Origin of the sequence: Paraburkholderia sp. ZP32-5 (assembly GCF_021390495.1) — a bacterium.
In the GTDB taxonomy this organism is placed as follows: Bacteria; Pseudomonadota; Gammaproteobacteria; order Burkholderiales; family Burkholderiaceae; genus Paraburkholderia.
The window spans coordinates 3,515,379-3,539,614 of sequence record NZ_JAJEJP010000001.1 but is presented as its reverse complement, the minus strand read 5'-3'; the positions used below and the strand labels follow the sequence as shown (position 1 = coordinate 3,539,614).

The following is a 24,236-nucleotide window of genomic DNA, read 5'->3' as shown; positions in this document are numbered from 1 at the left end:
CCGGTTGTTCAGGCGATGCCTCAGCGCCGCTTTACGCGGTGCCTTTCGGTCGTTCGAGTCTGTTTGCAATGCCCTGAAACGTTTCTCGCCCCACTTTTGCGATGAGCGTTTCAATCATGTCTATTGCTGCTTTTCCCGCCCCGTCGACGATTGCCGAAGATGCATTCGCCGATCTCCCCTTGCTCGCCACCGAAGCCGTGCCGCCGCGTATCGCCGCCGCCTTGCAAGCCATGCGCGACGGTCGCGCGGTCGTGCTGCAGGACGACCATGATCGCGAGAACGAAGCCGATCTGATCGTGTCGGCCGAGCGTCTGTCGGTCGAAACGATGGCACTGCTGATCCGCGAATGCAGCGGCATCGTGTGCCTGTGCCTGCCCGACGACAAGATCCGCGTGCTCGAATTGCCGCCGATGGCCGTCAACAACGAAAGCCGTCATGGCACCGCGTTCACGGTATCGATCGAAGCGCGTGACGGCGTGACGACCGGCGTATCCGCGCTCGATCGCGTGACGACGATCCGCGCCGCGATCGCCGATACCGCGAAGCCGGCCGACATCGTGCGTCCGGGCCACGTGTTCCCGTTGCGCGCGATGCCCGGCGGCGTGCTGGCGCGGCGCGGCCATACCGAAGGCACGGTCGATCTCGCGATCCTCGCCGGCCTGAAGCCGGCCGGCGTGCTGTGCGAACTGATGAACGCGGACGGCACGATGACGCGCGGCGCGGACGTCGAGCGCTTCGCTGAGCAACACAACCTGCCGATGCTGACGATTGCCGAACTGGTGGAGTTTCGCGAGTCGCTCGCGCGGGTACGAGAAGGCGCGGCGGTCGAGGCTTGAGATGAGTCGCGCGTTGCGCTGACGCCAACGTCAGCGTCAGCGGCAGCGCCACCGTCAACGTGAGGGAAAGTCCGCTACGACTGCACGTCGCCGAACTCTCCTCGCACGCCCGCCTCGACGAGGCCGGGCAATTCGTCCATGTGCTGCATGATGCGCGTCATGCCCATGCCGCGCAGCGCATCCGCGTAGCCGTCCGGGATATGGCTCGCGCCGACGAAGGCGATCGTCTTCATGCCCGCCGCGCGCGCCGCGTTCAATCCCGCGACACTGTCCTCGACGACGAGGCAGCGCGCCGGCTCGACGCCGAGCGTCTGCGCCGCGAACAGGTACACATCGGGATAGGGCTTCGGCCGCGCAACCTGCTGGGCGCTGAAAATCCGCTCGCCGAAAATCTGCTGTAAGCCGGCGCGCCGCACCGATGCGGTGACGCGCGTCATGCGGCTGTTCGAGACGACCGCGGCGGGCAGCGTCACGCGTTGCAGCGCGTCGCGCACGCCGTTGACCGGACTCAGCGACGCGGCGAGTTCGAGCTCGACGTTGTGTTCGATCGTGTCGAAGAAATCGACGGGCAACGTGATGTCGAACTGTTTCTCGATGCTGGCGAGAAAGCGCGAGGTTTGCTGGCCGAACGCGGTTTTGACGATGGCGGTGAAATCGAGGCCGGGGAAGGTGGCCGTCAGCGTTTCCAGCATCACGCGATCGGCGATGACTTCGCTGTCGACGAGCACGCCGTCGCAGTCACAGATGAGGTGGTCGATCATGCCTGAAAAACGATAAGCGGGCTGCGCGCGGGCGCTGTGGTTGCCAGAGCGCGCACCGCGGTGGAAAGCCTCATCATACGTGCTTTGCGGCTGGCTTCCGCTCAGAGCTGGGACAAGTGCAGGTACAGACTGGCCGCCGCGGCGCCGCCGAGCAGCGGACCGCAGACCGGAATCCACGCGTAGCGCCAGTCGCTGTCGCGCTTGCCCGGAATCGGCAGCAGCGCGTGCATCAGCCGCGGCGACAGATCGCGCGCGGGGCTCATCGCGTAGCCGGTGGGCCCGCCGAGCGAGATGCCGATGCCGAGTACGAGCAGCGCGACCGGCAACGCATCGAGCGCGCCGAGGCCCACTTGAGGCGTCGCCAGATACAGCACGCCGAGAATCAGTACGAAGGTTGCGATCGTCTCGGTCAGCAGATTGTGCGGCACGCTGCGAATCGCGGGCGACGTGCAGAACACGCCGAGCTTCACGTCGGCGTCGCTTTCCTTGACGAAATGCTGGCGATAGGCGGCCCACATCAGCAGCGCGCCGGCCATGCCGCCGAGCATTTGCGCGGCCACGTAGCCGGGCACCTTTGACCACGCGAACTTGCCGGCGAGCGCGAGACTGACCGTCACGACCGGATTCAGATGCGCACCGCTATACGACGCGGTCACATACACCGCGATGAACACGGCCATCGCCCAGCCCATGACGATCACGATCAGGTCGGCGCCTTTGCCCTTGGTGCGCGCCAGCAGCACATTGGCAACGGCGCCGTTGCCGAGCAGCACGACGAGCGCCGTGCCGACGAATTCTGCGATGTACGGAGACATAGTCTGTTTTCGAAATAAATGGCGGATGCCGCCGCTCGGGTAAGCGGGGCATCGCGAGGAAGGAAACGGGGGGCGGCGCGCGATGTTGCTGGCGTTGATGGAACGCGGGGAACGCCGCCGCGGGTGCGCTCAGCGCATTCAGTGGGTATCGGCCCAGGCCTTCGCGGCGCGGACCGCGCGCTGCCATCCGTCGAGGCATGTCTTGACTTCGGCGTGCGGCAGCGCGGGCGTGAAGCGGCGCTCGAGCTTCCACTGGCTCTGCAGTTCGTCGATGTCCTTCCAGTAGCCGACCGCGAGACCGGCGAGATAGGCCGCGCCGAGCGCGGTCGTTTCCGCGATCCGCGGCCGCACGGCGTCGACGCCGAGAATGTCCGCCTGGAACTGCATCAGCAGATTGTTCGCGCAGGCGCCGCCATCCACCCGCAGCTCGCCGATGCGAATGCCCGAGTCGGCTTCCATCGCCTTCAGCACGTCCAGCGATTGATACGCGATCGAGTCGAGCGCGGCGCGGGCGATGTGCGCCGCGCTCGTGCCGCGCGTGACGCCGAACAGCGTGCCGCGCGCGTGCGGATTCCAGTGCGGTGCGCCAAGGCCCGCGAAGGCCGGCACCAGATACACGCCATCGCTATGCGGCACGCCGCGCGCGAGCGTTTCGATCTCGGCCGCGTTTCTGATGATGCCGAGCCCGTCGCGCAGCCACTGCACCACCGCACCGCCGATGAAGATGCTGCCTTCGAGCCCGTAGTCGATCCGCTCGCCGATCTGCCAGGCAATCGTCGTGACGAGGTTGTTGTTCGATTCGATCGGCTTGTCGCCGGTGTTCATCACCAGAAAACAGCCGGTGCCGTAGGTGTTTTTGACCATGCCGGATGTCGTGCACATCTGGCCGAACAACGCGGCCTGCTGATCGCCGGCGATGCCCGCGAGCGGAATCTTCGAGGCGAACACCGTGGTCACGGTCGAGCCGTACACGTCGGACGAAGGCCGCACCTGCGGCAGCATGCTGCGCGGAATGTCGAGCGCGGCGAGCAGTTCGTCGTCCCATTCGAGCGTGTGGATGTTGAACAGCATCGTGCGCGACGCGTTGGTCACGTCGGTCACATGCAGGCCGCCCTGGGTGAAATTCCACACGAGCCAGCTGTCGACCGTGCCGAATGCGAGACGACCCTGACGCGCTTTTTCGCGCGCGCCTTCGACGTTGTCGAGAATCCAGCGGATCTTGGTCGCGGAGAAATACGAATCGATCGGCAGGCCGGTTTTCGCGCGCACTTTGGCTTCGAGTCCTTGCGCCTTGAGCTCGTCGCAGAAGTCGGCGGTGCGGCGATCCTGCCAGACGATCGCGTTGTAGATCGGCAGGCCGGTCTCGCGATCCCACACGATCGTGGTTTCGCGTTGATTGGTGATACCGATCGCGGCGATCGACGCGCCGTTCATGCCCGCGCGCGTGACGGCCTCCGCGGCGACGCCGGCCTGGGTGGACCAGATCTCGCGCGGATCGTGCTCGACCCAGCCGGGCTGCGGATAAATCTGCCGGAATTCTTTTTGCGCGGTCGACACGACGTTGCCGAGCCGGTCGAACAGCATCGCGCGCGAGCTGGTGGTGCCCTGGTCGAGCGCGAGGATGTACTGCTTCTGCATTGTCTCTTCTCCGTCTGTTTTATGAATTGCCGCACGGTTTGCCGACGTTGGGGCTGTTGTTCTAGCGGGTTCTCGTGCGGTGTGATCGTGTCCGGCCGGGTGTGCCGCTTTCTTCAGCGGAGCCGGACGCGCGCGGTGCGTGCACGCGGCGCGGTTTTACGTTCCGTCGCCGGATTGCCGTTTCGCTTCGTATGGCTTCCAGTCTAGTTCGCGACTTCGTTACGGGCCTTGTCGCGCGCAGAGGCGTGCGCAATCCATATATCGATGTCGCGCGCGACCTGTTCGAGCGTGCCTGGCTCGACATGCAGCCCGAGTTTCGACCGTCGCCACAGCACGTCCTGCGCGGAGCGCGCCCATTCGGTATTGCACAGATAGCTCAGCTCGGCTTCGTAAAGGCCTGGCGCGAACTCGCGGCCAAGCTCGGCGAGCGAGCGTGCATTGCCGATCACGCGATGCGCGCGCGTGCCGTACGCCCGAGCCAGCCGATGCGCGAGCGCGGCTGGCAGCCACGCATGCTGCCGGTGGAATTCAGCGAGGAAGCGCTCGAAGTTCGCGTGCGCGATATCGCCGCCGGGCAACGGCGCGCCGACAGTCCACACGGGCGCGTTGCGTTGCAGCGCTTCGGCGAGCGTATCGACCGCCTGCTCGGCGAGCTTGCGAAACGTCGTGATCTTGCCGCCGAACACCGACAGCAGCGGCGCTTCGCCGGCCGGCGCGTCGAGTTCGAGCGAGTAGTCGCGCGTGAGCGCCGACGGATTGTCCGCGTTCTCGTCCTCCAGCAGCGGGCGCACGCCGGAGTAGGTCCAGCGCACGTCGGCCGGCGAGATTTTCTGCTTGAAGTAGCGGTTGATCGAATCGCACAGATACTGCGTTTCGCTTGCGTCGATCGCGACCTGCGACGGGTCGCCGCCGTATTCGAGATCGGTCGTGCCGATCAGCGTGTAATCGTGCTCGTACGGGATCGCGAAGATGATCCGCTTGTCCGGGTTCTGAAAGATATATGCGTGGTCGTGCTCGAACAGGCGCCGCGTGACGATGTGGCTGCCCTTGACGAGCCGCACGCTGTGCGACGCCGGCCGGCCGAGCGCGCCCTTCAGCAGTTCGCCGACCCATGGGCCCGCCGCGTTCGCGATGGCCGCGGCACGCACGTCGAGCGTCGAGCCGTCCGCGCGGCGCAATTGCGCACGCCATTCGCCGCTGGCGCGTACCGCGTTGACGAGCTTCGTGCGCGTGAGGATCGTGGCGCCATGCTCTTGCGCGTCGAGCGCGTTCAACACGACGAGGCGCGCGTCGTCGACCCAGCCGTCCGAATAGACGAAGCCACGCTTGATCGAATCGACGAGCGGCGCGCCGGCCGCGTGCTGCCTCATCACGATGCCGCGCGAACCCGGCAGCAGTTCGCGGCGCGCCAGATGGTCGTAGAGGAACAGGCCGGCGCGGATCATCCAGGCGGGACGCAGATCGGGCATGTGCGGCATCACGAAGCGCAGCGGCCGGATGATGTGCGGGGCGGCGCGCAGCAGCGTTTCGCGCTCCCGCAGTGCTTTGCGCACGAGCCCGAACTCGTTGTATTCGAGGTAGCGCAGTCCGCCGTGGATCAGCTTGGTGCTCGCCGACGACGTATGCGCCGCCAGATCGTCCTGCTCGCACAGCAGCACCGACAGGCCGCGGCCGGCGGCGTCGCGAGCGATGCCGGCGCCGTTGATCCCACCGCCGATAACGAGCAAATCGTATTTCGAGCCTTGCATCACCTGCTGGGTCCTCTGCGTCGAATCTGAAAGGGAAAGCGTGCTGGCCACACGGACCGCACCGCATCGAATGACGAGTGTCTTGGTATTGGAACGCCAATCGAACAAAGAATGTTCGTTTTCGAAACTTTAATGAACATATTCGAAAAAGTAAAGTTCACTTGATTCGATGCGGACCTGGCCGGATGGCGAGGGGAGTGGCGCAACGCGCGGGCACGGACGATACTCTCGGCACCAGCCATTTCGAGGTGAAGAATGCGTGGACTTTTGATGATCGCCGCCGCGGCGGTGTTGGCCGGATGCGTGAGCTCGCCGAGCCTGGAGGGGACGATGGGAGCGCCGTCGTTCGACGCGTTGCAGAAGATGTGTTCGCCGCAGACGGTCGACTACGGCCCCGACGCGCAGTCCGTCTATGCGACGTTTTTCGACGCCTACGTGGCCAACCGGCGCGGCCGGCTGTCGAAGGAAGATTTCTGCGCGTTCCAGGCGTCGATCGCGCAACGCCACGCCAGCGAGGCGACCAGCAGCGATCCGAAGGTGCGCAACCAGTGGGTCGAGTTCTTCACGCAGCAGCGTGCTCAGGCGATCAGCTGGCGCTCGGCGGTCGACCCTACTTTGCGTGCTGGTTGAGTGTCGTGCGATGACCCGGCCGTGAGGTGGCGGGATCTGCTCCGGATGGGGCGCGTTGGGTACCGGGTATGCACGCGAGCGGGATATCCGCCGCGCGAACGTGCTGGATAAATCACTTGCGCATGACGAAGGGCCGCGAAAGCGGCCCGCTGCTGCGCGGTTGGAAAACTCGGAAAAGCGTCAGGAAAAACGTTTGATGGCCCGCAACGCGTCGTCGCCGCTTTCCGTCACACGCCATTGTTCATTGCCCGATGCGAGGCGTTCGAGTTGCACCAACTGGCGTTCGAGCAATGCATCGAGTTCTTCGCGGTCCATATCGACCTGATTGGGGGCGTCCTTGACGAGCAACAACGTGGCGAATTCATGCGGACTCAGCATCGTTCTCTCCATGTCAGGCAATCGCGGACAGCCTCGTGGGCAACCGGCCAAGCCGGTTTGGGTCCGCTAACGGATCAGGGCGGGAAGTACGGCTTATACGAAAGATTCACGCAGCCGGCAGTGCGCAAAATGCGCAACGCAACGCCGGGGAACTGGAGTGTAGGCGACCACCAATGAAACGCCAACCCGGACCCCGTAAATTTTCCCTTTGACAATTGAGCACCCGAGCGGCGGTCCGGTGCGGCGGGCAAATCCTTGATTTCACTCGAGGTTTTGCGTGCACCGCAGCATGGCGGAGAACGTCTGGCGCCGTCGGTGAAGATCCCGCGGATATCCGCCGGATCAGGTGGCGATATAGACCTGGCAGTTCGCGGCAGTGAGCGCCTCGGTCATGTCAGCCGGCGGCGCGGCGTCGGTGAAAAGCGCGTCGATCTGTTCCAGATGCCCCTGGCGAACCAGCGCCGGTCGGCCGAATTTGGAGCTATCGGCGGCGAGAAACACGGTGCGCGCGTGCTCGATGATCGCTTCGGCCACGCGTACTTCGCGGGTGTCGAAATCGCGCAGCGTGCCGTCGGGTTCGATGCTCGACGTACCGATGATCGCGAAATCGACCTTGAACTGGCGGATGAAATCGATCGCAAGTTCGCCGACGATCCCCTTGTCCCACGGCCGCACGATGCCGCCCGTCACCAGCACCTCGCAATCCGGGTAGCCGCTCATCATGCTCGCGACGTTCAGATTGTTGGTGATCACGCGCAATCCGCGATGGCGGTTCAGCGCGCGGGCGACTTCCTCGGTCGTCGTGCCGAGATTGATGAAGAGCGATGCCTGATCGGGAATGTGAGTGGCCACTAACGCCGCGATACGCCGCTTCTCGTCATGGAACATTCGCTGGCGCGCGGTATAAGAGACGTTCTCGGAACTGGTCGGGAGGCTCGCGCCGCCGTGATAGCGGCGCAGCAGGTTCATGTCGGAGAGCCAGTTGACGTCGCGGCGGATCGTCTGCGGCGTCACGTCGAAGTGGCTCGCGAGGTCGTCCACGGTCACGAAGCCGTCGCGTTGCACCCACTCCAGCAATTCCTGTTGCCGGGCGTTGAGAGTCAGGCGGGGGTCTCGTGTCATCGGTCTCGTATCGTGGATGTGATGGCGGTGCAGCTCCGCTGCGCGGTCGTCGCGTGGGCAGCGCGCGCAAACCGGGGCGAATCAGCAGGTGCAAACAGAGCGCAAGCCGGGCGCAAATTGAGCGCAAGCCGGATACGATCATGCAAGCGCCGGCTCGGACGGCTGGTGGCTATTGTAAGACCAGCGTGCCTTTTGTCCGCCAACTCGCGCGATCCGCGAGGCAGCCGCCGAAGCTTCGACCACCTATTCAGGCGAATTACGCATTTATTCATTTGATAAATGAATTTGTTTTTTAGCTTGGTTCGCGCTGCAATCCGGGGTTCCGCGCTTTACCTGTTTTACAACTTTTCCCATGATGTCCGGCGACTTTTCCGTGCCGGCCCGCGCTTTCGAGAGTGTTCGACATGACTCGCTTCAACTGGCAAAACCCCTATCCGACACAGCGTCTGCCCGTATTCGCACGCAACATCGTTTCGACGTCGCATCCGCTCGCCGCGCAGGCCGGGCTGCGCATGCTGTGGAAAGGCGGCAATGCCGTCGATGCGGCGATCGCGGCGGCCGCTGCGATCACGGTCGTCGAGCCGGTGTCGTGCGGTCTTGGCGGCGATGCGTTCGCGCTCGTATGGGACGGCAAGAAGCTGCATGGCCTGAACGCGTCGGGCGTGTCGCCGGCCGCGTGGAACGTCGATTACTTCAAGCGCAAATACGGCGAGGAAAACGGCCTCGCTAAACAGCCCAAGCGCGGCTGGGATGCGGTCACGGTGCCGGGCGTGATCGCCGGCTGGGAAGCGCTGCATCAGAAGTTCGGCAAGCTGCCGTTCGCCGACCTGATGGAGCCGGCCATCGAGATCGCCGAGCGCGGTCACGCGGTGGCGAGCATCGTCGCTTACAAGTGGGCGGCCGCGATCCCCGAACTGAAGGATCAGCCGGGCTTCGCGCAGACCTTCATGCCGCACGGCCGCGCGCCGGAAGTAAGCGAACTGGTGCGTTTCCCCGGTCACGCAAAGACGTTGCGCAAGCTCGCCGAGCAAGGCCCGCGCGCCTTTTACGAAGGCGAAATCGCCGAGCGGATCGCCGCGTTCGCGCGTGAAGGCGGCGGCGCGATGACCGCCGACGATCTGCGCAACTATCGCGCGGACTGGGTCGAGCCTATCGGCAAGGACTATCGCGGCTACACCGTGCATGAGATTCCGCCGAACGGCCAGGGCATCGCGGCGCTGGCGGCGCTGGGCATCCTCGAAAAATTCGACGTGCAGTCGTTGAAGGTCGATAGCGTCGAGTCGCAGCATCTGCAGATCGAAGCGATGAAACTCGCGTTTGCCGATCTGTATCGCTACGTCGCGGATCCGCGTTCGATGGAGGTCACGCCCGAGCAGATGCTCGACGACGCGTATCTGACATCGCGCGCGAAGCTGATCGATCCGAAGCGCGCGACGCATTTCGACTTCGGCATGCCGAAGGCGGGCGGCACGATCTACATGTCGGCGGCCGACGAGAACGGCATGATGGTGAGCTTCATCCAGTCGAACTACATGGGCTTCGGCTCGGGCATCGTGGTGCCGGACAGCGGCATCTCGCTGCAGAACCGCGGCTGCGGCTTCTCGATGGATCCGAAGTCGCCGAACGTCGTGGAAGGCGGCAAGCGGCCGTTCCACACGATCATCCCGGCGTTCCTCACGCAGCAGGTGAATGGCCAGCAGGAAGCGGTGATGAGCTTCGGCGTGATGGGCGGCGACATGCAGCCGCAGGGCCATCTGCAAACGGTGGTGCGGATGCTCGATTACGGCCAGCAGCCGCAAGCCGCGTGCGATGCGCCGCGCTGGAAGGTCAATCGCGACTTCACCGTCGATATCGAGTCGACGCTCGATCCGCAGACCACCGAGGGCCTGAAAAAGCTCGGCCACACGATCAAGTCGGTCGACGATCCGTACATGGACTTCGGCTCCGGCCAGTTCATCTGGAAGCTCGATCGCAACGAGCCGGAGCGTGGCTACGTCGCGGCGAGCGACAGCCGCCGCGATGGTCTTGCCGCCGGCTTCTGAGCGGCGGCATCAGGCCCGGATCCACACTCATCATTCCAACGTGATGCGCGGCGCCTCGCACGCCGCGCCAGATCATGCCGGGTCAACGCTGCGTTGAGCCGGCATGGTCCGCAAGCGTCGCCTCGTTCGCATCGCGCGCGGCGCTCCACGAATAACAGCTACCCGTTTCTCGCATTAAGTATTAGAAAGGCAGGAGACCAACATGCAAAATCCCGCGTCGACATCGACGAGTGCTTCCCCTCATATCTCGCCCGCGCCGCTTTCCAAAGCGGTGGTGCGGCGGATTGTTTTTTCGTCGTCGGTCGGTAACGCGCTCGAGTGGTTCGACTTTCTGGTCTACGGCTACTTCGCAACGATCATCGCGAAACAGTTCTTCCCGATGCACGACGAGTGGCTGTCGACGCTGCTCGCCATCGCCACCTTCGGCATCTCGTTCCTGATGCGCCCGCTCGGCGCGATCGTGCTGGGCATCTACGGCGACCGCAAGGGCCGCAAAGCCGCGCTGACGCTCGCGATCGCGCTGATGATGATCGGCACCTTCACGATGGCGGTGATGCCGCCGTTTTCGTCGATCGGCCTCGCGGCGCCGCTGCTGGTGCTGGTTGCACGGCTGATTCAGGGCTTCGCGGTGGGCGGCGAATTTGGCAGCGCGACCGCGTTCATGGTCGAACACAGCGCGTCGCGTCGCGGCTATTACGCGAGCTGGCAGTTTGCGAGCCAGGGTCTCGCGGCGATCACCGCGGCGGCCTTCGGTTCGCTGCTGACCGCCTGGCTGCCCGCCGAGCACCTGAATAGCTGGGGCTGGCGCGTGCCGTTCGTGTTCGGTCTGCTGGTCGGCCCGGTCGGCTATTACATCCGTTCGCATCTGGACGAAACTCCGGAATTCCTCGCGATGCGCGAGGAACGCGCGGCCCGCGAGGCGGCCGGCGAGCACAGGGCCGTGGACGAATCGAAGGATGCGTCGTTCTCGAATCAGTGGGTCAACCTGGTGCTCGCGATCGGTATCGTCGCGCAGTCGACGGTCGGCGTGTACGTGCTGCAGCTCTACATGCCGCTCTACGCGGTCAAGCAGTTGCATATGGCCGCCGCCGCGTCGTTCGGCGTGGTGGTGCTCAACGGCGGCATGCAGTTCATCTTCTCGCCGATCATGGGCGCGCTGTCCGATCGCATCGGCCGTATTCGCATCATGCTGACGACGTCGATCCTGATGGGCGTGCTGATCTATCCGATGTTCGCGTGGCTGCAAACGCATCCGACGATCGGCTGGCTGCTGCTGTTGCAAGGCATCGCCGGCCTGTTCAAGGCGGCCTACTCGGGGCCGATGCCGGCGCTGATGTCGGAAATCTTCCCGACCCAGGTGCGCTCGACCGGTCTTTCGATCGGCTACAGCATCGGCGTGACGCTGTTTGGCGGCTTTGCGCCGACCATCGTCGAAACTTTCATCCATCTGACCGGCGACAAGCTCGCGCCGAGTTATTACGTGCTGCTTGCAGCGGTGTTGTCGGGCATCTCGCTCGTCATCGTTGCGGTGCGCATGCGCCGCGTGCGTATCACGCAAGGCAGTGCGCAGGCCGCCTGAACGCGCGGCGCCCGCCGCGTTTGCGAGTCCGCCGTGGCGGGCTCACAGTGGTCGCCATGCCTGATCCGGAGTACCGCCGTCAGCCTCGACGGGCTTGCCGCCCGGACCGAAAGCCAGCTCATCGAGCTGGCTTTTTTTATACTCGCGCGCCGCTTTAATCCGCCGAAAGATTTTGGCTATCCTCGAACTGGAACTGGGACGGTTCGGCACGGTCTGTGCTGAGTGCTCTGCATGACCGGATAACTCCGGCTAACATGCAGAGTACGAGGTCCCAACTCTAATTCACAGCGTTGTATCCGGCACGGCAAAACACCACGGCGCGGGGGCGGTTGCGAACAGGTTGCGCCAGTCGGTACAGCATTGGAGCAAGACACGATGCACACAGAGCAGAACCATGTCATGCCCTGGCGGATCGAGGATATCGACCTCACCCGCATTGATCGGCAGAAGGCCGCCGCGAACGAAGACCTGCTGCTGTTGCTGTGCGCGGCTTCGTTTATCGAAAGCGGCACCGATCTCTACACCAGCAACCTCAGCACCTTTTTCAACGGCGATCCGGAAGTGTCGGCGTGGCTCAACTGCGAGTGGGAGCCCGAGGAAATGCAGCATGGCCGCGCGCTTAGGACCTATGTCGCTTACGTGTGGCCCGAGTTCGACTGGGACACCGCGTTTCGCAATTTCATGGCCGAGTATTCGCTGACCTGCTCGGTCGAGGACTTCGAGAAGACCCGCGCGCTCGAAATGGTGGCGCGCTGCGTGGTCGAAACTGGCACGGCGACGCTGTATCGCGCGATCGGCGAATGTTCGGACGAACCGGTACTGAAGGAAATCACCGACAACATCCGCACCGACGAAGTCCGTCACTACAAGCACTTTTTCAAGTACTTCAAGAAGTACAACCGGATCGAGGGCAATGGCCGGCTCGCGGTGCTCGGCGCGCTGATGCGTCGCGTGATCGAGATCAAAAACGAGGATTCGGAGATCGCGTTGCGGCATGTGTTTGCGATCCGCTATCCGGAGCGCGTGCATGACTCCGCCTATAACCGCACGCGCGCGGCGCGCATCAATACGCTGGTGCGGCGCAATCTGTCCGCCGACATGTGCGTGAAGATGCTGCTCAAGCCATTGGACATTCCGGCGCGGATTCAGTCGGGCGTGCATTACCCGCTCGCGAAGATCACGCAGCATGTGTTCTTTCGCTGAACCGGCGATCGATTGGCGATGAACTGGTGATAAGACCGCCGCGCGTTTGCATAACGACCGCGCAACGACCACGCAACAACATGACGATAGCCAAGGCCCGCCGATGCGGGCCTTGCTGTTTTCGAGGCATGATTGAGCTTTGCCTACTTCATCAACCGGATCTACCGTATGAGCGATTCCTCCGCCTCCTCGCCCGCCCCAGCGCGTCCACTTGAACAGAACATCTTCGACGAATGGCCGGCCAATGTGCGCGCGCTGTTCGACGGCTCGTCGCTGGCGGACAAACCGGGCTTTACCGCATCGCTGCTCACCGTCGATGCGAACGGCCACGTGCGCACGTCGTTGCTGAGCCTCGGCGAACTCTACGCGCCCGATTCACGCACGCTGTGCATCGCGTTATGGCCGCAGGCGCGCGCGACGCGCGCGATCGCGCAGAATGGCCGCGCGGCGCTGAGCTTCGTGTGCGATGAAGCGTTCTATCAGGTGCAGTTGCGCGTCGTGCCGATGCCGTCAGCGGCCGGCGATGACAGCGGGCTCGTCTATCTGCTCGCTTCGATCGACGCGGGAGAATCGCAGAGCGTGCGCTATGCGCGCCTGACAGGCGGCATCACGTTCGAACTGCAAGGAGAGGGGAGTAAGGTGCTCGAGCGATGGGAACAGCAGCTCGAGCGTCTGAAGCAAGCCGCCGCCGCGCAGAGCCGTTAGTTCTTCGAGCAGGACAGAACCAACGGCCGCGAGGCGGTGACTTCGAAGCGGGCGAAGCCGGGACGGCAGAACGCTTAACGGTTGCGTTCGCCGTTGCGCGACTGCGGTGCGCGCGGCGCGTCGTTGCGAGGCTTCGCGCCGCCACCGAGCAACGCGCCCGGATTGCCGTTGTGCGAGCGATTGCCTTGCGGTTTGCGCGGCGCGTGATGCGCGGGGCCACCTTCATGTGCGGCGGCACGCGGACGGTCGTCGTGACGTTGCGCGTCCCGGCGCGGCTGTCCGCCATTGCCATTGCCATTACCGTTGCCATTACCGGCCGACTTCGCGGCAGCCTGCGGCCGCGGCGCGTGCTGAGCGTTCTGCCCGTTCGACGCACGCTGCCCCGAACGTTGTCCCGAGTTTTGGCCCGCGCCTTGCGACGGCTTGGCCGTGGCGCCACCCGCACCGGCGCCATCGCGTCGTCCGCCGCCTTGCCCTTGCCCCTGCCCCTGACGCGGCGAACGTCCGCCACCACCACCCTGGCTGCGTCGCTGGATCGGTTCCGGCTTCGCGGTTGGATCCGGCTCGAAACCGGCGATCACTTCCTGCGGAACCGGACGCTTGATCAGCTTCTCGATGTCCTTCAGCAACTGCAATTCGTCGACGCACACGAGCGATACCGCTTCGCCCGTCGCCCCCGCGCGCCCCGTGCGGCCGATCCGGTGCACGTAGTCTTCCGGCACGTTCGGCAGATCGAAGTTGACCACGTGCGGCAGTTGATCGATATCGATGCCGCGCGCGGCGATGTCGGTCGCGACCAGCACCTGCAACGTACCGTCCTTGAACTCGGCGAGCGCGCGTGTACGCGCCGACTGGCTCTTGTTGCCGTGAATCGCGAGCGCGCTGATGCCGTCCTTCGCCAATTGTTCGGCGAGACGGTTCGCGCCGTGCTTCGTGCGCGTGAACACGAGCACCTGGAACCAGTTGTGCTGGCGGATCAGATGCGTAAGCAGTTCGCGCTTGCGGTCGCGATCGACCGGGTGAATTTTCTGCGCGACGGTTTCCGCCGTCGTATTACGGCGCGCGACTTCGATCAGCGCCGGCGAGTCGAGCAGGCTGTCGGCGAGCGCCTTGATCTCGTCGGAGAAGGTCGCCGAGAACAGCAGGTTCTGACGCTTCGGCGGCAGCTTCGCGAGCACGCGCTTGATGTCGTGAATGAAGCCCATGTCGAGCATGCGGTCCGCTTCGTCGAGCACGAGGATCTCGAGGTGCGACAGGTCGATGGTCTTCTGCTGCATGTGATCGAGCAGACGGCCCGGCGTCGCGACGACGATATCGACACCGCGCTTCAACGCATCGATCTGCGGGTTGATGCCGACGCCGCCGAACATCACGGTCGACTTCAGCTTCAGATACTTGCCGTACGCGCGCACGCTTTCTTCGACCTGGGCCGCGAGTTCACGCGTCGGCGTGAGGATCAGCGCGCGCACCACGCGCTTGCCACCGGCGGCCGGCGGCATCGCGTTCAGGCGCTGCAGGATCGGCAGCGTGAAGCCGGCGGTCTTGCCGGTGCCGGTTTGCGCGCCGGCGAGCAGATCGCCGCCGTTGAGCACGGCGGGAATCGCCTGCGTCTGGATCGGAGTCGGGGAGGTGTAGCCCAGTTCGTGCACGGCACGGACCAGCGGTTCGGACAAGCCGAGAGAATCAAAAGACATAAAAGCTCTTTGCAATGCAGTTTCGCGAACGGCGCGCGCGGGCATGACAGACCCAAACGCGGCAAAACCGAAGCGGCATCGATACGCTCACATTGCGTATTCGAGGCCGAGGCCCGGTTCCGTTCACGGAGAAATCGGCGGCACGCTCAGACATGTGCCGAATGTTTCAACGCGCTATGCAGACACGTTGACTGGCTTTAAGTTGCACTTCGCCGCCGCGGAATGTCACGCGACATAGCGCGCGACACTGACGAATTGACACAGACTGCCCGCCAGTACGAACAGGTGCCAGATACCATGTCCGTGGCGGATGCGCTCGTCGTTGACGAAGAAGTAGATGCCCGCGCTATAGATGACGCCGCCGGCCACGAGCCAGGCGGTGCCCGCTGCCGGTAACGCATGCAGCAACGGACGGACGGCTACGAGCGCGAGCCATCCCATCAGCACATACAGCACCATCGACACGCTGCGGGTGCGTCGCCCGAGCGTGAGTTCCTGCACGATGCCGAGGGCGGCGAGCCCCCAGCTGACGCCGAACAGCGACCAGCCCCACGGTCCGCGCAATGTGACGAGCGTGAACGGCGTGTAGCTGCCGGCGATCAGCAGATAGATCGCCGAGTGATCGCATTTCTGCAGAATCGCCTTCAGGCGCGGATGGCTGACGCTGTGATAGAGCGTCGAAATCGCGTACAGCACGAACAGCATCGCACCATACACGCTGAAGCTGACCACCTTGTACGCGTCGCCGGCGAGTGCGCCCATCGTGACGAGTGTCGCCAGCCCCACCACCGACAGCACGGCGCCGACGAGATGGGTCATGCTGTTCAAACGCTCACCGACAGGCACGGCTCTTTCCTCCTGCGCGGTCTCACACGGGTGACCGCAAACGTTCACGGGCCCACATGATACCGGTCCTGAAAAAACGAAGGGCGCGGCTGCGATATCCGCAGGCCGCGCCCGGGGTGCATCGAACGCCGCTTAGTCGAGCGGCGCCGAACGCAGGTCGGACACTTGCTGCGGCGACACGGCCGTACCGTGGTTGCCCCACGACATACGGATGTACGTCACGACCGCCGCGACTTCCTGATTCGACAGTGCTTGCGCGAACGGCGGCATGCCGTACGGATGCGGGTTCGCTTCCGTGCTCGGCGGATAACCGCCGTTCAGCACCATACGGATCGGGTTGACCGCCGACGGCATCTGGATCGACTGGTTGTTCGCGAGCGGCGGGAACGCCGGCGGCATGCCGAGACCGTTTTCCGCATGGCACTTCGCACAGTTGTCAGCGTAGATCTTCTGACCTTGCTTCAACAGTTCGCCGCCGAACTTTTCGGACGTCTCGAGCTGCATCGCCTCCGGCGCTTCCTTCTTTTGCGGAATCGTCTTCAGGTACGTCGCCATCGCGTTGATGTCTTCCGGCGACAGATATTGCAGGCTGTTGTGCACCACTTCGGCCATCGGACCGAACACCGCGCCACGGTTCGACACGCCGCTCTTCAGCAGGTCGGCGATGTCCTTCAGGTCCCAGTCGCCGAGGCCGGCTTCCTTGTTCGACGTCAGCGACGGCGCATACCAGTTCTGCAGCGGGATCAGACCGCCCGCGAACGCCGCCGAGCTGACCGGGCCGCCCATTGCGTTGATCGACGTGTGGCACATGCCGCAGTGACCGAGGCCTTCGACCAGATACGCACCGCGGTTCCATTCGACCGACTTGGTCGGATCCGGCTTGAACTCGCCTTCACGGAAGAACAGCGTGCGCCAGCCGATCAGCATGTTGCGCTGGTTGAACGGGAATTTCAGTTCGTGCGGACGGCTCGGTACGTTGACCGGCGTGACCGAGCGCAGGTACGCATAGATTGCGTCCGAGTCGGCGCGCGTGACCTTCGTGTAGCTCGTGAACGGGAAGCCCGGATAAAGCAGGCTGCCGTCTTTCGAGCGGCCGGTGTGCATCGCGCGATAGAAGTCGTCCGAAGTCCACTTGCCGATGCCGTACTGGTCGTCCGGCGTGATGTTCGGCGTGAACATCGTGCCGAATGGCGTGGCCATCGGCAGACCACCGGCGAACGGCTTGCCGCCGCGCACCGTGTGGCAGGCGATACAGTCGCCGGCGCGGGCGAGGTACTCGCCCTTCTTGATCAGGTCGGCCTGGTCGGCGGGCGTGGCTGCCATGGCCGCGCCGTTGTGCAGGTTGTCACCGCCCGACCACAGGACGGGAACGAGTGCGGCGGCCGCGACCACGACGACTGCCGAGAGGGCAAACAATGACTTGCGTTTCATTTGTGAGTTTCTCCCGGCGCCTTATTGCGGTTCGCTGCCGCAGGCAAGCGGAGTCTTCAAGGAGCGGGCCGGAGCCGGCACGGGGTTTTGCGGAGCCTGCTGGGTGGAGAGCCAGGCCGCGACGGCGTTCACGTCTTCGTCGGTGAGGCGCGTGGCGACCGTATGCATGCAGTCGGGATCGATCGCGCGACGCGTGCCTGAGCGCCATGCGCCAAGCTGCGCGCTGATGTAGTCGGCGTGCAGGCCGACCAGACCCGGGATCGCCGGTTCCATACCGGTCAGCGCCTTGCCGTGGCAGGCCGCGCAGGCGGGAACCTGTTTCGCTGCGTCGCCGTGCAGCACGATCTGTTCGCCGCGCGCGAGCGTGGCGGCCGATACCGTCGGCTTGGCCGGCGGCGGATAGGGCGGACGTTGCTGCGAGAAGAACGTGGCGATCTGATGGAGGTAGTCGTCGGAGAGATACGTGACGAGGTAGTTCATGGGCGGGTACTTGCGATGCCCGTCGCGGAAGTTCTGCAACTGATTGAACAGATAGTCCGCCGGCTTGCCCGCGAGGCGCGGGAAGTAATCGTTGTCAGTACCTTGCCCATGCGAGCCGTGGCAGGCCGTGCAACCTTGCACGCGCGCTTCCATCGTGTCGGGGGCCTTCGGTTGAGTCTGCGCTTGCGCTGCGCTGTAGACACCCGCGGAGCCGATCAGCAGAAGGGCAAGCAACGGGCGGAAGAGGCGTCTTGAAGACACGCGTAACTCCATCAGAATCGGGGACCTGACCGAACTTCGAGCGGCTCGGTGTGAAGGACAGCCGTCGCTGCGGCAGTCGTCGCTGCGGCGACGCAGCATTCTATCATCGAAGGGTGATGATGACTATTTGACGCATTCAGGACAGTTCCCGGTGTGACCACCGTGCGACAGTCTGTCGCACGGTGCGGGGAGAGCCGCCGAGCCTTTCGATTCGACAAAGCCGGATTGAACCGATGCGCATGAAGACCATCGAAGCGTACACTTCCGGGCTCGCCGGCCGCCGTGCGACCGACGCGGCTCGCGCGCCCGGCCCTTGCCCGGTTTGTTCCGGTTCGTTCCCATCCGCTCTCGGCCTTACATGAAGCTATTCGATTTTTTCTCTCCGGTGCCGCGTGGGTTGATGTGCGGCGCCGTCGCGCTGGTGGTGTCGTCGAGCGTGTTTGCACATGCGCATCTGATCTCGAGCATGCCGGCCGCGAACGCCGATGCCGTCGCGCCCACCGAACTGACGATCCATTTCACCGAGCCGCTCGAACCGGCTTTCAGCAAGATCGCGCTCGTCGACAAGAGCGGCAAGTCGGCGCTGACGGCGGCGTCCACGGTTGATAGCCAGGACGCCCGTGTGATGCGCGTCGCCCTCCCGCAACTGGACGCCGGCCGCTATGCGGTGCACTGGGTCGCGGTGGCCGCCGACGGTCATCGCACACAAGGCGACTTCGCGTTCAACGTCAAATGAACCTCGACGCACTCTGGATCGGGCAGGTCGCAATGGCCGCGCTCATGAATGTCGCGTTCGGTTTCGCCGTCGGTTCGGCGCTGCTTGCCGCATGGCTCGCGAACGACGCACGGCAAAGCGTGTCGCCCGCGCGGCCCGGATGGATGAGGGCGCACCGCTCGATGCTCGCGGCCACCATCGTGCTGGTGCTCGCGGATCTCGGCTGGTTGTTGTATCAGAGCGCGTCGATGAGCGGCGTCGCGCTGCCCGCGGCGTTTGGTATGGTGCCGACCGTGCTGACGCAAACGCATGTCGGCCACGGCTGGAGCGTTGCGTTCGTTGGCGCGCTGGTGCTGCTCGGCACCGCGCTCAGTCATGGCACTGGCATCGTGCGCAACGCGTTGCTGTGGCTCGCGGTGCTCGCCATTGCGGCCGGCAAGGCGTCGCTCGGACATGCGGCCGATGCCGGCCTCGCGTCCGCGGCGATTGCGATGCAGACGCTGCACGTGCTCGCGACCAGCGTCTGGGGCGGCCTCGCGATGGCCTCGGGGCTCGCGGTGCTGCCGGCGCTCGGTGCATCGACCGCGCGCGGCATGCTGATCCGTACCGCGACCCAGGTGTCGAACGTGTCGATCGTCGCGGTCGCGCTCGTGCTGCTGTCGGGGGTCTTCAATGCGGTGCGCGGCTCGGGCGGCTCGCTCGAAGCGATTCAGGCGAGCACCTGGGGTCATGTGTTGACGCTCAAGCTGGTGCTGGTCGCGCTCGCGCTCGTGCTCGGCGGGTTGAACCGCGTGTCGGCGCTGCCGCGCCTGCGCCGTACCGCCTCGACGATGGATGCGCACACGTTCGTCAACGTGCTGTATCTGGAAGCGCTCGTGATGATCGGCGTGTTCGTCGTCGCGGCCGCCCTGTCGCATAGCGTGCCGGCGTTCGCGGCGCTCGGCTGAACGAGCGGCGTCGACCGGCATCGCCCAGCATCGCATGGCGGCGGGAGGCTGGCTCTGACGCTTGCCCGCTACGCTTCAATCCTGAGACATCAGCGGCACCAGCCCGCCACATAAAAAAGCGCCGCACTGTCAGCAACGTGCGGCGCAATACACACGGTCGCGTGGCTTGGGGCCATCGCATCCGTTACTGCTCTTCGGGCCGCGAGCGCGCGCTCGTGCACCCGTCTCAGCGTCTCAAGAAAAACGGCTCCCGCGTCCCGCTCGAAGCCCGCTCACTCGAAGCCGAGCCGATGACCCAGTATCGGCGCGCAGAACAGCGCGATCGCGCAACCCGCGACCTTGCCTTCGAGTTCCGCGGCCGCCGCGCGCGAGCCGGCCATCTGCGTAAGCAAATCGAAAATCTGCGGCAGGCAATACAGCGCCGCGGCGGCGATAAAGCATTTGCCGACCAGCGAGATATTCCAGCCGCGCTCGTAGGCGAGCATCGCGCCGATCACGCGCAGCACGCCGAACGCGACCAGCGCGCCGACCGCTGCCTGTTCGCGGATCAGATAGTCAGGAAGGAATTCGCCCATGGTGCCCCCGCTGCATGTGTTGTTTGCATGCATTTCAGCAAGGAGTGCGCCATGCGTATGTCCGATACCGAACAAACGGTTCAGGAGGCCGTCGCACAGGGCGGTGCGGGGAGCCGGGTCGAACCGCCGAAGGCATTGAAATGTCTTTGCCAGCCGGATCGGTCCGGGATGTCACGTAACTGCGACGGCCCGCGCGTCACATTGCCGTAACGTGGCGCGGGCGCGTGATTCAACTCATCACCATTCGGCGACGCTGCCATCCGCATGACGCCACACCGGATTGCGCCAGCGATGGCCGACCTTCGCCATCTCCCGCACCTTCTCTTCATTGACTTCGATGCCGAGGCCCGGACCCTGCGGAATCGACACGAAGCCGTCTTCGTATTTGAAGACCTCGGGATTCTTGATGTAGTCGAGCAGGTCGTTGCCCTGGTTGTAGTGGATGCCGAGGCTCTGTTCCTGGATGAACGCGTTGTAGCTGACCGCGTCGATCTGCAGGCAGGTGGCGAGCGCGATCGGGCCGAGCGGGCAATGCAGCGCGAGTGCGACGTCGTAGGCTTCGGCCATCGACGCAATCTTGCGGCACTCGGTGATGCCGCCCGCGTGCGACGCGTCCGGCTGGATGATGTCGACGTAGCCGCCCGACAGGATGTGCTTGAAGTCCCAGCGCGAGTACAGCCGCTCGCCGAGCGCGATCGGCGTGTTGGTCTGGTTGACGATGTCGCGCAGCGCTTCCGCGTTTTCCGACAGCACCGGCTCTTCGATGAACAGCAGCTTGTACGGATCGAGTTCCTTCGCGAGCACCTTGGCCATCGGCTTGTGCACGCGGCCGTGGAAGTCCACGCCGATGCCGATGTTCGGGCCCACGGCCTCACGCACTGCCGCGACGTTGTTGATCACGCCTTGCACCTTGTCGAAGGTGTCGATGATCTGCAGCTCTTCCGAGCCGTTCATCTTCACGGCCTTGAAGCCGCGTTCGACCACCGCGCGCGCGTTGTTGGCGACATCGCTCGGGCGATCGCCGCCGATCCACGAATACACCTTGATCCGGTCGCGCACCTGGCCGCCGAGCAGCGCGTGCACCGGCACGCCATGATGCTTGCCCTTGATGTCCCACAGCGCCTGGTCGACACCGGCGATCGCGCTCATCGTGATCGGGCCGCCGCGATAGAAGCCGGAGCGGTACATCACCTGCCAGTGGTCTTCGATCAGCAGCGGGTCCTTGCCGATCAGATAGTCCGCGAGTTCGTCGACCGCCGCCGCGACCGTATGCGCGCGGCCTTCCACCACCGGTTCGCCCCAGCCGACGATGCCTTCGTCGGTCTCGATCTTCAGGAAGCACCAGCGCGGCGGCACGATGAAGGTTTCGAGTCGGGTGATTTTCATGGCGTGCGTCTCCTTGGGGCCTGGTGCCGGCAAAAAATTTCGGGGATTCACATGCTACCGCAAAAGCCTTTTTTAATACTATTAATAGTATTATTCGCCAAATAGTGGCGAAACCGGGCCTCATCGCTGCCCCGGAATGCCGCTTTACAGAAAGCATCAGCCGCCTGGAGAACACCATTCAGCACGACCTGCACGGGCGCACCGCACAACAGCTCGCGACCGCGATTCTGCGCGGCGACTACCCGCCCGAATCGATCCTGCCGCGCGAAGCCGAATTGATGGAAACGTTCGGCGTGAGCCGCACGGTGCTGCGCGAGGCGCTGCGCACGCTGACGTCGAAAGGGCTGATCGAATCACGGCCACGCGTCGGCACGCGGGTGCGCGCGAAATCCGCGTGGAATCTGCTGGACGCCAATCTGCTCGACTGGTACTCGCGCGTCGCCGAGCCAGTCGCGTTCGCGTTGAAGCTGCAGGAGATGCGCGAAATGATCGAGCCGTACGCGGCCGGTCTCGCGGCCGCGTCGCACACCGGCGATACGTTGCGCGCGCTCGCCGCCGCGCACGCGGCGATGGCGGCGGCGCGCAATGTCGACGAATGGGTGCGCGCCGATCTGCAGTTTCATCTGAGCGTGCTGAGTGCATGCAGCAACGAACTGCTGATCCCGCTCGGCGCGCTGATCGAGCGCACGCTCGAAGCACAGTTGCGGCTCAATGCGAAACGCGCGGATGTGTTCAATGCATCGCTCGCCGAGCATACGGCGGTATTCGACGCGATCAGCACGCGCAATGCCGCCGCGGCTCAAGCAGCGATGGCATCGTTGCTCGGCGTGACGCGCGAGCGGATCGAAGGGTGATGCGTAAGCAGGTGGCTGGCGCCGTTCAATCCATCGCCGCGTGCGCCGCCGATGCATCCGGCGCCTTGTGCGTCGGCCGGATCAACAGCAGCAGCGGAATCACCAGCAGCGTCGCCACGAACATCAGCTTGAAGTCGTTCAGATACGCGACCATCGACGCCTGCTGCGTGATCGACGCGTTCAGCGCCGCGATGTCGTAGTTCGAGCCGCTGTCGAGCATCGGCTGGATCGCCGGATTGAAGGCGGTCACGTTCGCCGCGAGGTCCGCGTGCGAGATCTGCGTGTTGCGCGTCATCAGCGTCTGCACGATCGAAATGCCGATACTGCTGCCGATATTGCGCATCAGGCTGTAGGTCGCGGTGCCGTCCGCGCGCAACTCCGGCGCGAGCGTCGAGAACGTCAGCGCGGACAGCGGCACGAACACGAGACCGAGTCCGAAGCCCTGGACCACGCCGGGCCACACGATATTCGACGGCGACAGCACGATCGTGTAATGCATCATCTGCCACAACGCGAACGCGGAAATCAGAAAGCCGGCGAGCAGCAAAAGCCGCGCGTCGACCCGCCGGAGCAGCCGCCCGGCGATCAGCATCGCGACCATCGTGCCCGCGCCGCTCGGCGCGGTGACGAGCCCCGTAGTCGCGACCGGATAACCCATCAGGTTCTGCAGCATCGGCGGCAACAGCGCGCGCGTCGCATACATGACCGCGCCGATCACGAAGATGAAGAACGTGCCGGTCGCGAAGTTCGGGTCTTTCAGCAACTTGTACTTGAAAAACGAGCGCTCGCCGACGGTTGCCGTATGCACCAGAAAGAACGCGAAGCTGATCGCCGCGACCAGCGCTTCGATCACGATCTCGGTCGACGAAAACCAGTCGAGCTGTTCGCCGCGATCGAGCATCGCCTGCAACGCGCCGATCGCGAGACCGAGCGTGATGAAGCCGAACGCGTCGAACTTCACGTCGTGCTTCGGCTCGCGCGTCGGCAGGAAAGTCGCGACGCCGAACAGCGCGAACGCGCCGATCGGCACGTTGATGAAGAACACCCAGCGCCAGTTGTAGCTATCGGTGAGCCAGCCGCCCAGCGTTGGTCCGAGAATCGGACCGACCATCACGCCCATGCCCCATACGGCCATCGCCTGGCCTTGTTTTTCGCGCGGATTGATGTCGAGCAGGATCGATTGCGACAGCGGCACCAGCGACGCGCCGAAGATGCCCTGCAACAGACGCGACAACACGATTTGCGCGAGCGTTTCGGATAGCCCGCACAGCGCGGACGACACCGTGAAGCCGCCGATCGCGATCAGCAGCAGCCGCTTCACGCTCAGGCGGTCCGACAGCCAGCCGGTCAGCGGCGTGGCGATCGCGGCGGCGACGATGTAGGAGGTCAGCACCCACGTGATTTCGTCCTGCGACGCGGACAGCGTGCCTTGCATATGCGGCAGCGCCACGTTGGCGATCGTGCTGTCGAGCGTCTGGATCAGCGTGGCGAGCATGATCGAGATCGTGATCATCGGCCGGTTGAGCGGCATGGCGGCGCTCGCCGGCGAGGAGGCGGAGGACATGAAGGGTGGGAGTCGTCGATATCGTA

Annotated in this window: 22 protein-coding genes; 9 read left to right on the top strand and 13 right to left on the bottom strand. The window is 64.4% G+C overall.

Annotated features, from left to right (window positions below):
- Positions 1–116: 116 nt before the first annotated feature.
- Positions 117–836 carry a 3,4-dihydroxy-2-butanone-4-phosphate synthase gene (gene ribB / locus L0U82_RS15285; RefSeq protein WP_233832030.1) on the top strand — a complete coding sequence of 240 codons (720 nt, stop codon included), beginning with the start codon at positions 117–119 and terminating at the stop codon, positions 834–836.
- A gap of 74 nt (positions 837–910) precedes the next feature.
- Here the strand turns inward: ribB and L0U82_RS15280 are convergent, their stop codons facing one another.
- The 4 genes from L0U82_RS15280 to glpD all read right to left on the bottom strand — a co-directional run bounded on the left by L0U82_RS15280 (position 911) and on the right by glpD (position 5,798).
- Positions 911–1,597 (bottom strand): HAD family hydrolase, encoded by a 687-nt coding sequence (locus L0U82_RS15280; protein ID WP_233832029.1) that lies wholly within the window; start codon positions 1,595–1,597, stop codon positions 911–913.
- A gap of 101 nt (positions 1,598–1,698) precedes the next feature.
- Positions 1,699–2,412, bottom strand: coding sequence for an MIP/aquaporin family protein (locus tag L0U82_RS15275; protein ID WP_233832028.1), 714 nt, complete (start codon positions 2,410–2,412; stop codon positions 1,699–1,701).
- A gap of 138 nt (positions 2,413–2,550) precedes the next feature.
- Positions 2,551–4,050 (bottom strand): glycerol kinase GlpK, encoded by a 1,500-nt coding sequence (gene glpK, locus L0U82_RS15270; protein ID WP_233832027.1) that lies wholly within the window; start codon positions 4,048–4,050, stop codon positions 2,551–2,553.
- A gap of 203 nt (positions 4,051–4,253) precedes the next feature.
- Positions 4,254–5,798: a glycerol-3-phosphate dehydrogenase gene (gene glpD, locus L0U82_RS15265; RefSeq protein WP_267929444.1), complete on the bottom strand. Its 1,545-nt coding sequence runs from the start codon at positions 5,796–5,798 to the stop codon at positions 4,254–4,256.
- A 270-nt stretch (positions 5,799–6,068) separates the two neighbouring features.
- On the opposite strand from glpD, the gene L0U82_RS15260 reads away from it, so the two are divergent.
- Positions 6,069–6,428, top strand: coding sequence for a hypothetical protein (locus L0U82_RS15260; RefSeq protein ID WP_233832025.1), 360 nt, complete (start codon positions 6,069–6,071; stop codon positions 6,426–6,428).
- Positions 6,429–6,608: 180 nt separating this feature from the next.
- Here L0U82_RS15260 and L0U82_RS15255 read toward each other — a convergent pair whose 3' ends face one another.
- On the bottom strand, positions 6,609–6,806 hold the full coding sequence (locus L0U82_RS15255; RefSeq protein WP_233832024.1) for a hypothetical protein: 198 nt from the start codon (positions 6,804–6,806) through the stop codon (positions 6,609–6,611).
- Positions 6,807–7,148: 342 nt separating this feature from the next.
- The gene (locus L0U82_RS15250) at positions 7,149–7,928 is read right to left on the bottom strand and encodes a DeoR/GlpR family DNA-binding transcription regulator (protein ID WP_233832023.1); all 780 of its coding nucleotides are present in this window, start codon (positions 7,926–7,928) and stop codon (positions 7,149–7,151) included.
- Positions 7,929–8,332: 404 nt separating this feature from the next.
- On the opposite strand from L0U82_RS15250, the gene ggt reads away from it, so the two are divergent.
- From ggt to L0U82_RS15230, 4 genes are all read left to right on the top strand, one after another.
- Complete coding sequence (gene ggt / locus L0U82_RS15245; RefSeq protein ID WP_233832022.1) at positions 8,333–9,970, top strand: gamma-glutamyltransferase; 1,638 nt, start codon at positions 8,333–8,335, stop codon at positions 9,968–9,970.
- A gap of 202 nt (positions 9,971–10,172) precedes the next feature.
- The gene (locus tag L0U82_RS15240; RefSeq protein ID WP_233832021.1) at positions 10,173–11,549 is read left to right on the top strand and encodes an MFS transporter; all 1,377 of its coding nucleotides are present in this window, start codon (positions 10,173–10,175) and stop codon (positions 11,547–11,549) included.
- A gap of 375 nt (positions 11,550–11,924) precedes the next feature.
- Positions 11,925–12,752, top strand: coding sequence for a ferritin-like domain-containing protein (locus L0U82_RS15235; RefSeq protein WP_233832020.1), 828 nt, complete (start codon positions 11,925–11,927; stop codon positions 12,750–12,752).
- 168 nt (positions 12,753–12,920) lie between these two features.
- Positions 12,921–13,457: a pyridoxamine 5'-phosphate oxidase family protein gene (locus tag L0U82_RS15230; RefSeq protein WP_233832019.1), complete on the top strand. Its 537-nt coding sequence runs from the start codon at positions 12,921–12,923 to the stop codon at positions 13,455–13,457.
- A gap of 74 nt (positions 13,458–13,531) precedes the next feature.
- On the opposite strand, the gene L0U82_RS15225 is transcribed toward L0U82_RS15230, so the two are convergent.
- The 4 genes from L0U82_RS15225 to L0U82_RS15210 all read right to left on the bottom strand — a co-directional run bounded on the left by L0U82_RS15225 (position 13,532) and on the right by L0U82_RS15210 (position 18,181).
- Complete coding sequence (locus L0U82_RS15225) at positions 13,532–15,151, bottom strand: DEAD/DEAH box helicase (RefSeq protein WP_233832018.1); 1,620 nt, start codon at positions 15,149–15,151, stop codon at positions 13,532–13,534.
- Positions 15,152–15,376: 225 nt separating this feature from the next.
- Positions 15,377–15,997, bottom strand: a complete 621-nt coding sequence (gene trhA / locus L0U82_RS15220; RefSeq protein WP_233832017.1) for a PAQR family membrane homeostasis protein TrhA — start codon at positions 15,995–15,997, stop codon at positions 15,377–15,379.
- 132 nt (positions 15,998–16,129) lie between these two features.
- A complete protein-coding gene (locus L0U82_RS15215) occupies positions 16,130–17,428 on the bottom strand; it encodes a c-type cytochrome (protein ID WP_233832015.1) in 1,299 nt (432 codons plus the stop codon).
- Positions 17,429–17,449: 21 nt separating this feature from the next.
- Positions 17,450–18,181: a c-type cytochrome gene (locus L0U82_RS15210; RefSeq protein WP_233832014.1), complete on the bottom strand. Its 732-nt coding sequence runs from the start codon at positions 18,179–18,181 to the stop codon at positions 17,450–17,452.
- A gap of 346 nt (positions 18,182–18,527) precedes the next feature.
- On the opposite strand from L0U82_RS15210, the gene copC reads away from it, so the two are divergent.
- Both copC and L0U82_RS15200 read left to right on the top strand, forming a co-directional pair.
- Entirely contained in the window at positions 18,528–18,905 is a 378-nt protein-coding gene (copC, locus tag L0U82_RS15205) for a copper homeostasis periplasmic binding protein CopC (RefSeq protein WP_233832013.1), read from the top strand.
- The gene (locus L0U82_RS15200; protein WP_233832012.1) at positions 18,902–19,831 is read left to right on the top strand and encodes a CopD family protein; all 930 of its coding nucleotides are present in this window, start codon (positions 18,902–18,904) and stop codon (positions 19,829–19,831) included. The genes copC and L0U82_RS15200 overlap by 4 nt, the downstream gene beginning before the upstream one ends.
- A gap of 272 nt (positions 19,832–20,103) precedes the next feature.
- Here the strand turns inward: L0U82_RS15200 and L0U82_RS15195 are convergent, their stop codons facing one another.
- Positions 20,104–20,406: a hypothetical protein gene (locus L0U82_RS15195; protein ID WP_233832011.1), complete on the bottom strand. Its 303-nt coding sequence runs from the start codon at positions 20,404–20,406 to the stop codon at positions 20,104–20,106.
- A gap of 237 nt (positions 20,407–20,643) precedes the next feature.
- Positions 20,644–21,792 carry a galactonate dehydratase gene (dgoD, locus tag L0U82_RS15190; RefSeq protein WP_233832010.1) on the bottom strand — a complete coding sequence of 383 codons (1,149 nt, stop codon included), beginning with the start codon at positions 21,790–21,792 and terminating at the stop codon, positions 20,644–20,646.
- A 122-nt stretch (positions 21,793–21,914) separates the two neighbouring features.
- Between dgoD and L0U82_RS15185 the strand changes: the two genes are divergently transcribed.
- Positions 21,915–22,646: a FadR/GntR family transcriptional regulator gene (locus L0U82_RS15185; protein ID WP_442793641.1), complete on the top strand. Its 732-nt coding sequence runs from the start codon at positions 21,915–21,917 to the stop codon at positions 22,644–22,646.
- A 25-nt stretch (positions 22,647–22,671) separates the two neighbouring features.
- Here L0U82_RS15185 and L0U82_RS15180 read toward each other — a convergent pair whose 3' ends face one another.
- Complete coding sequence (locus L0U82_RS15180) at positions 22,672–24,210, bottom strand: DHA2 family efflux MFS transporter permease subunit (protein WP_233832008.1); 1,539 nt, start codon at positions 24,208–24,210, stop codon at positions 22,672–22,674.
- Positions 24,211–24,236 lie beyond the last annotated feature (26 nt).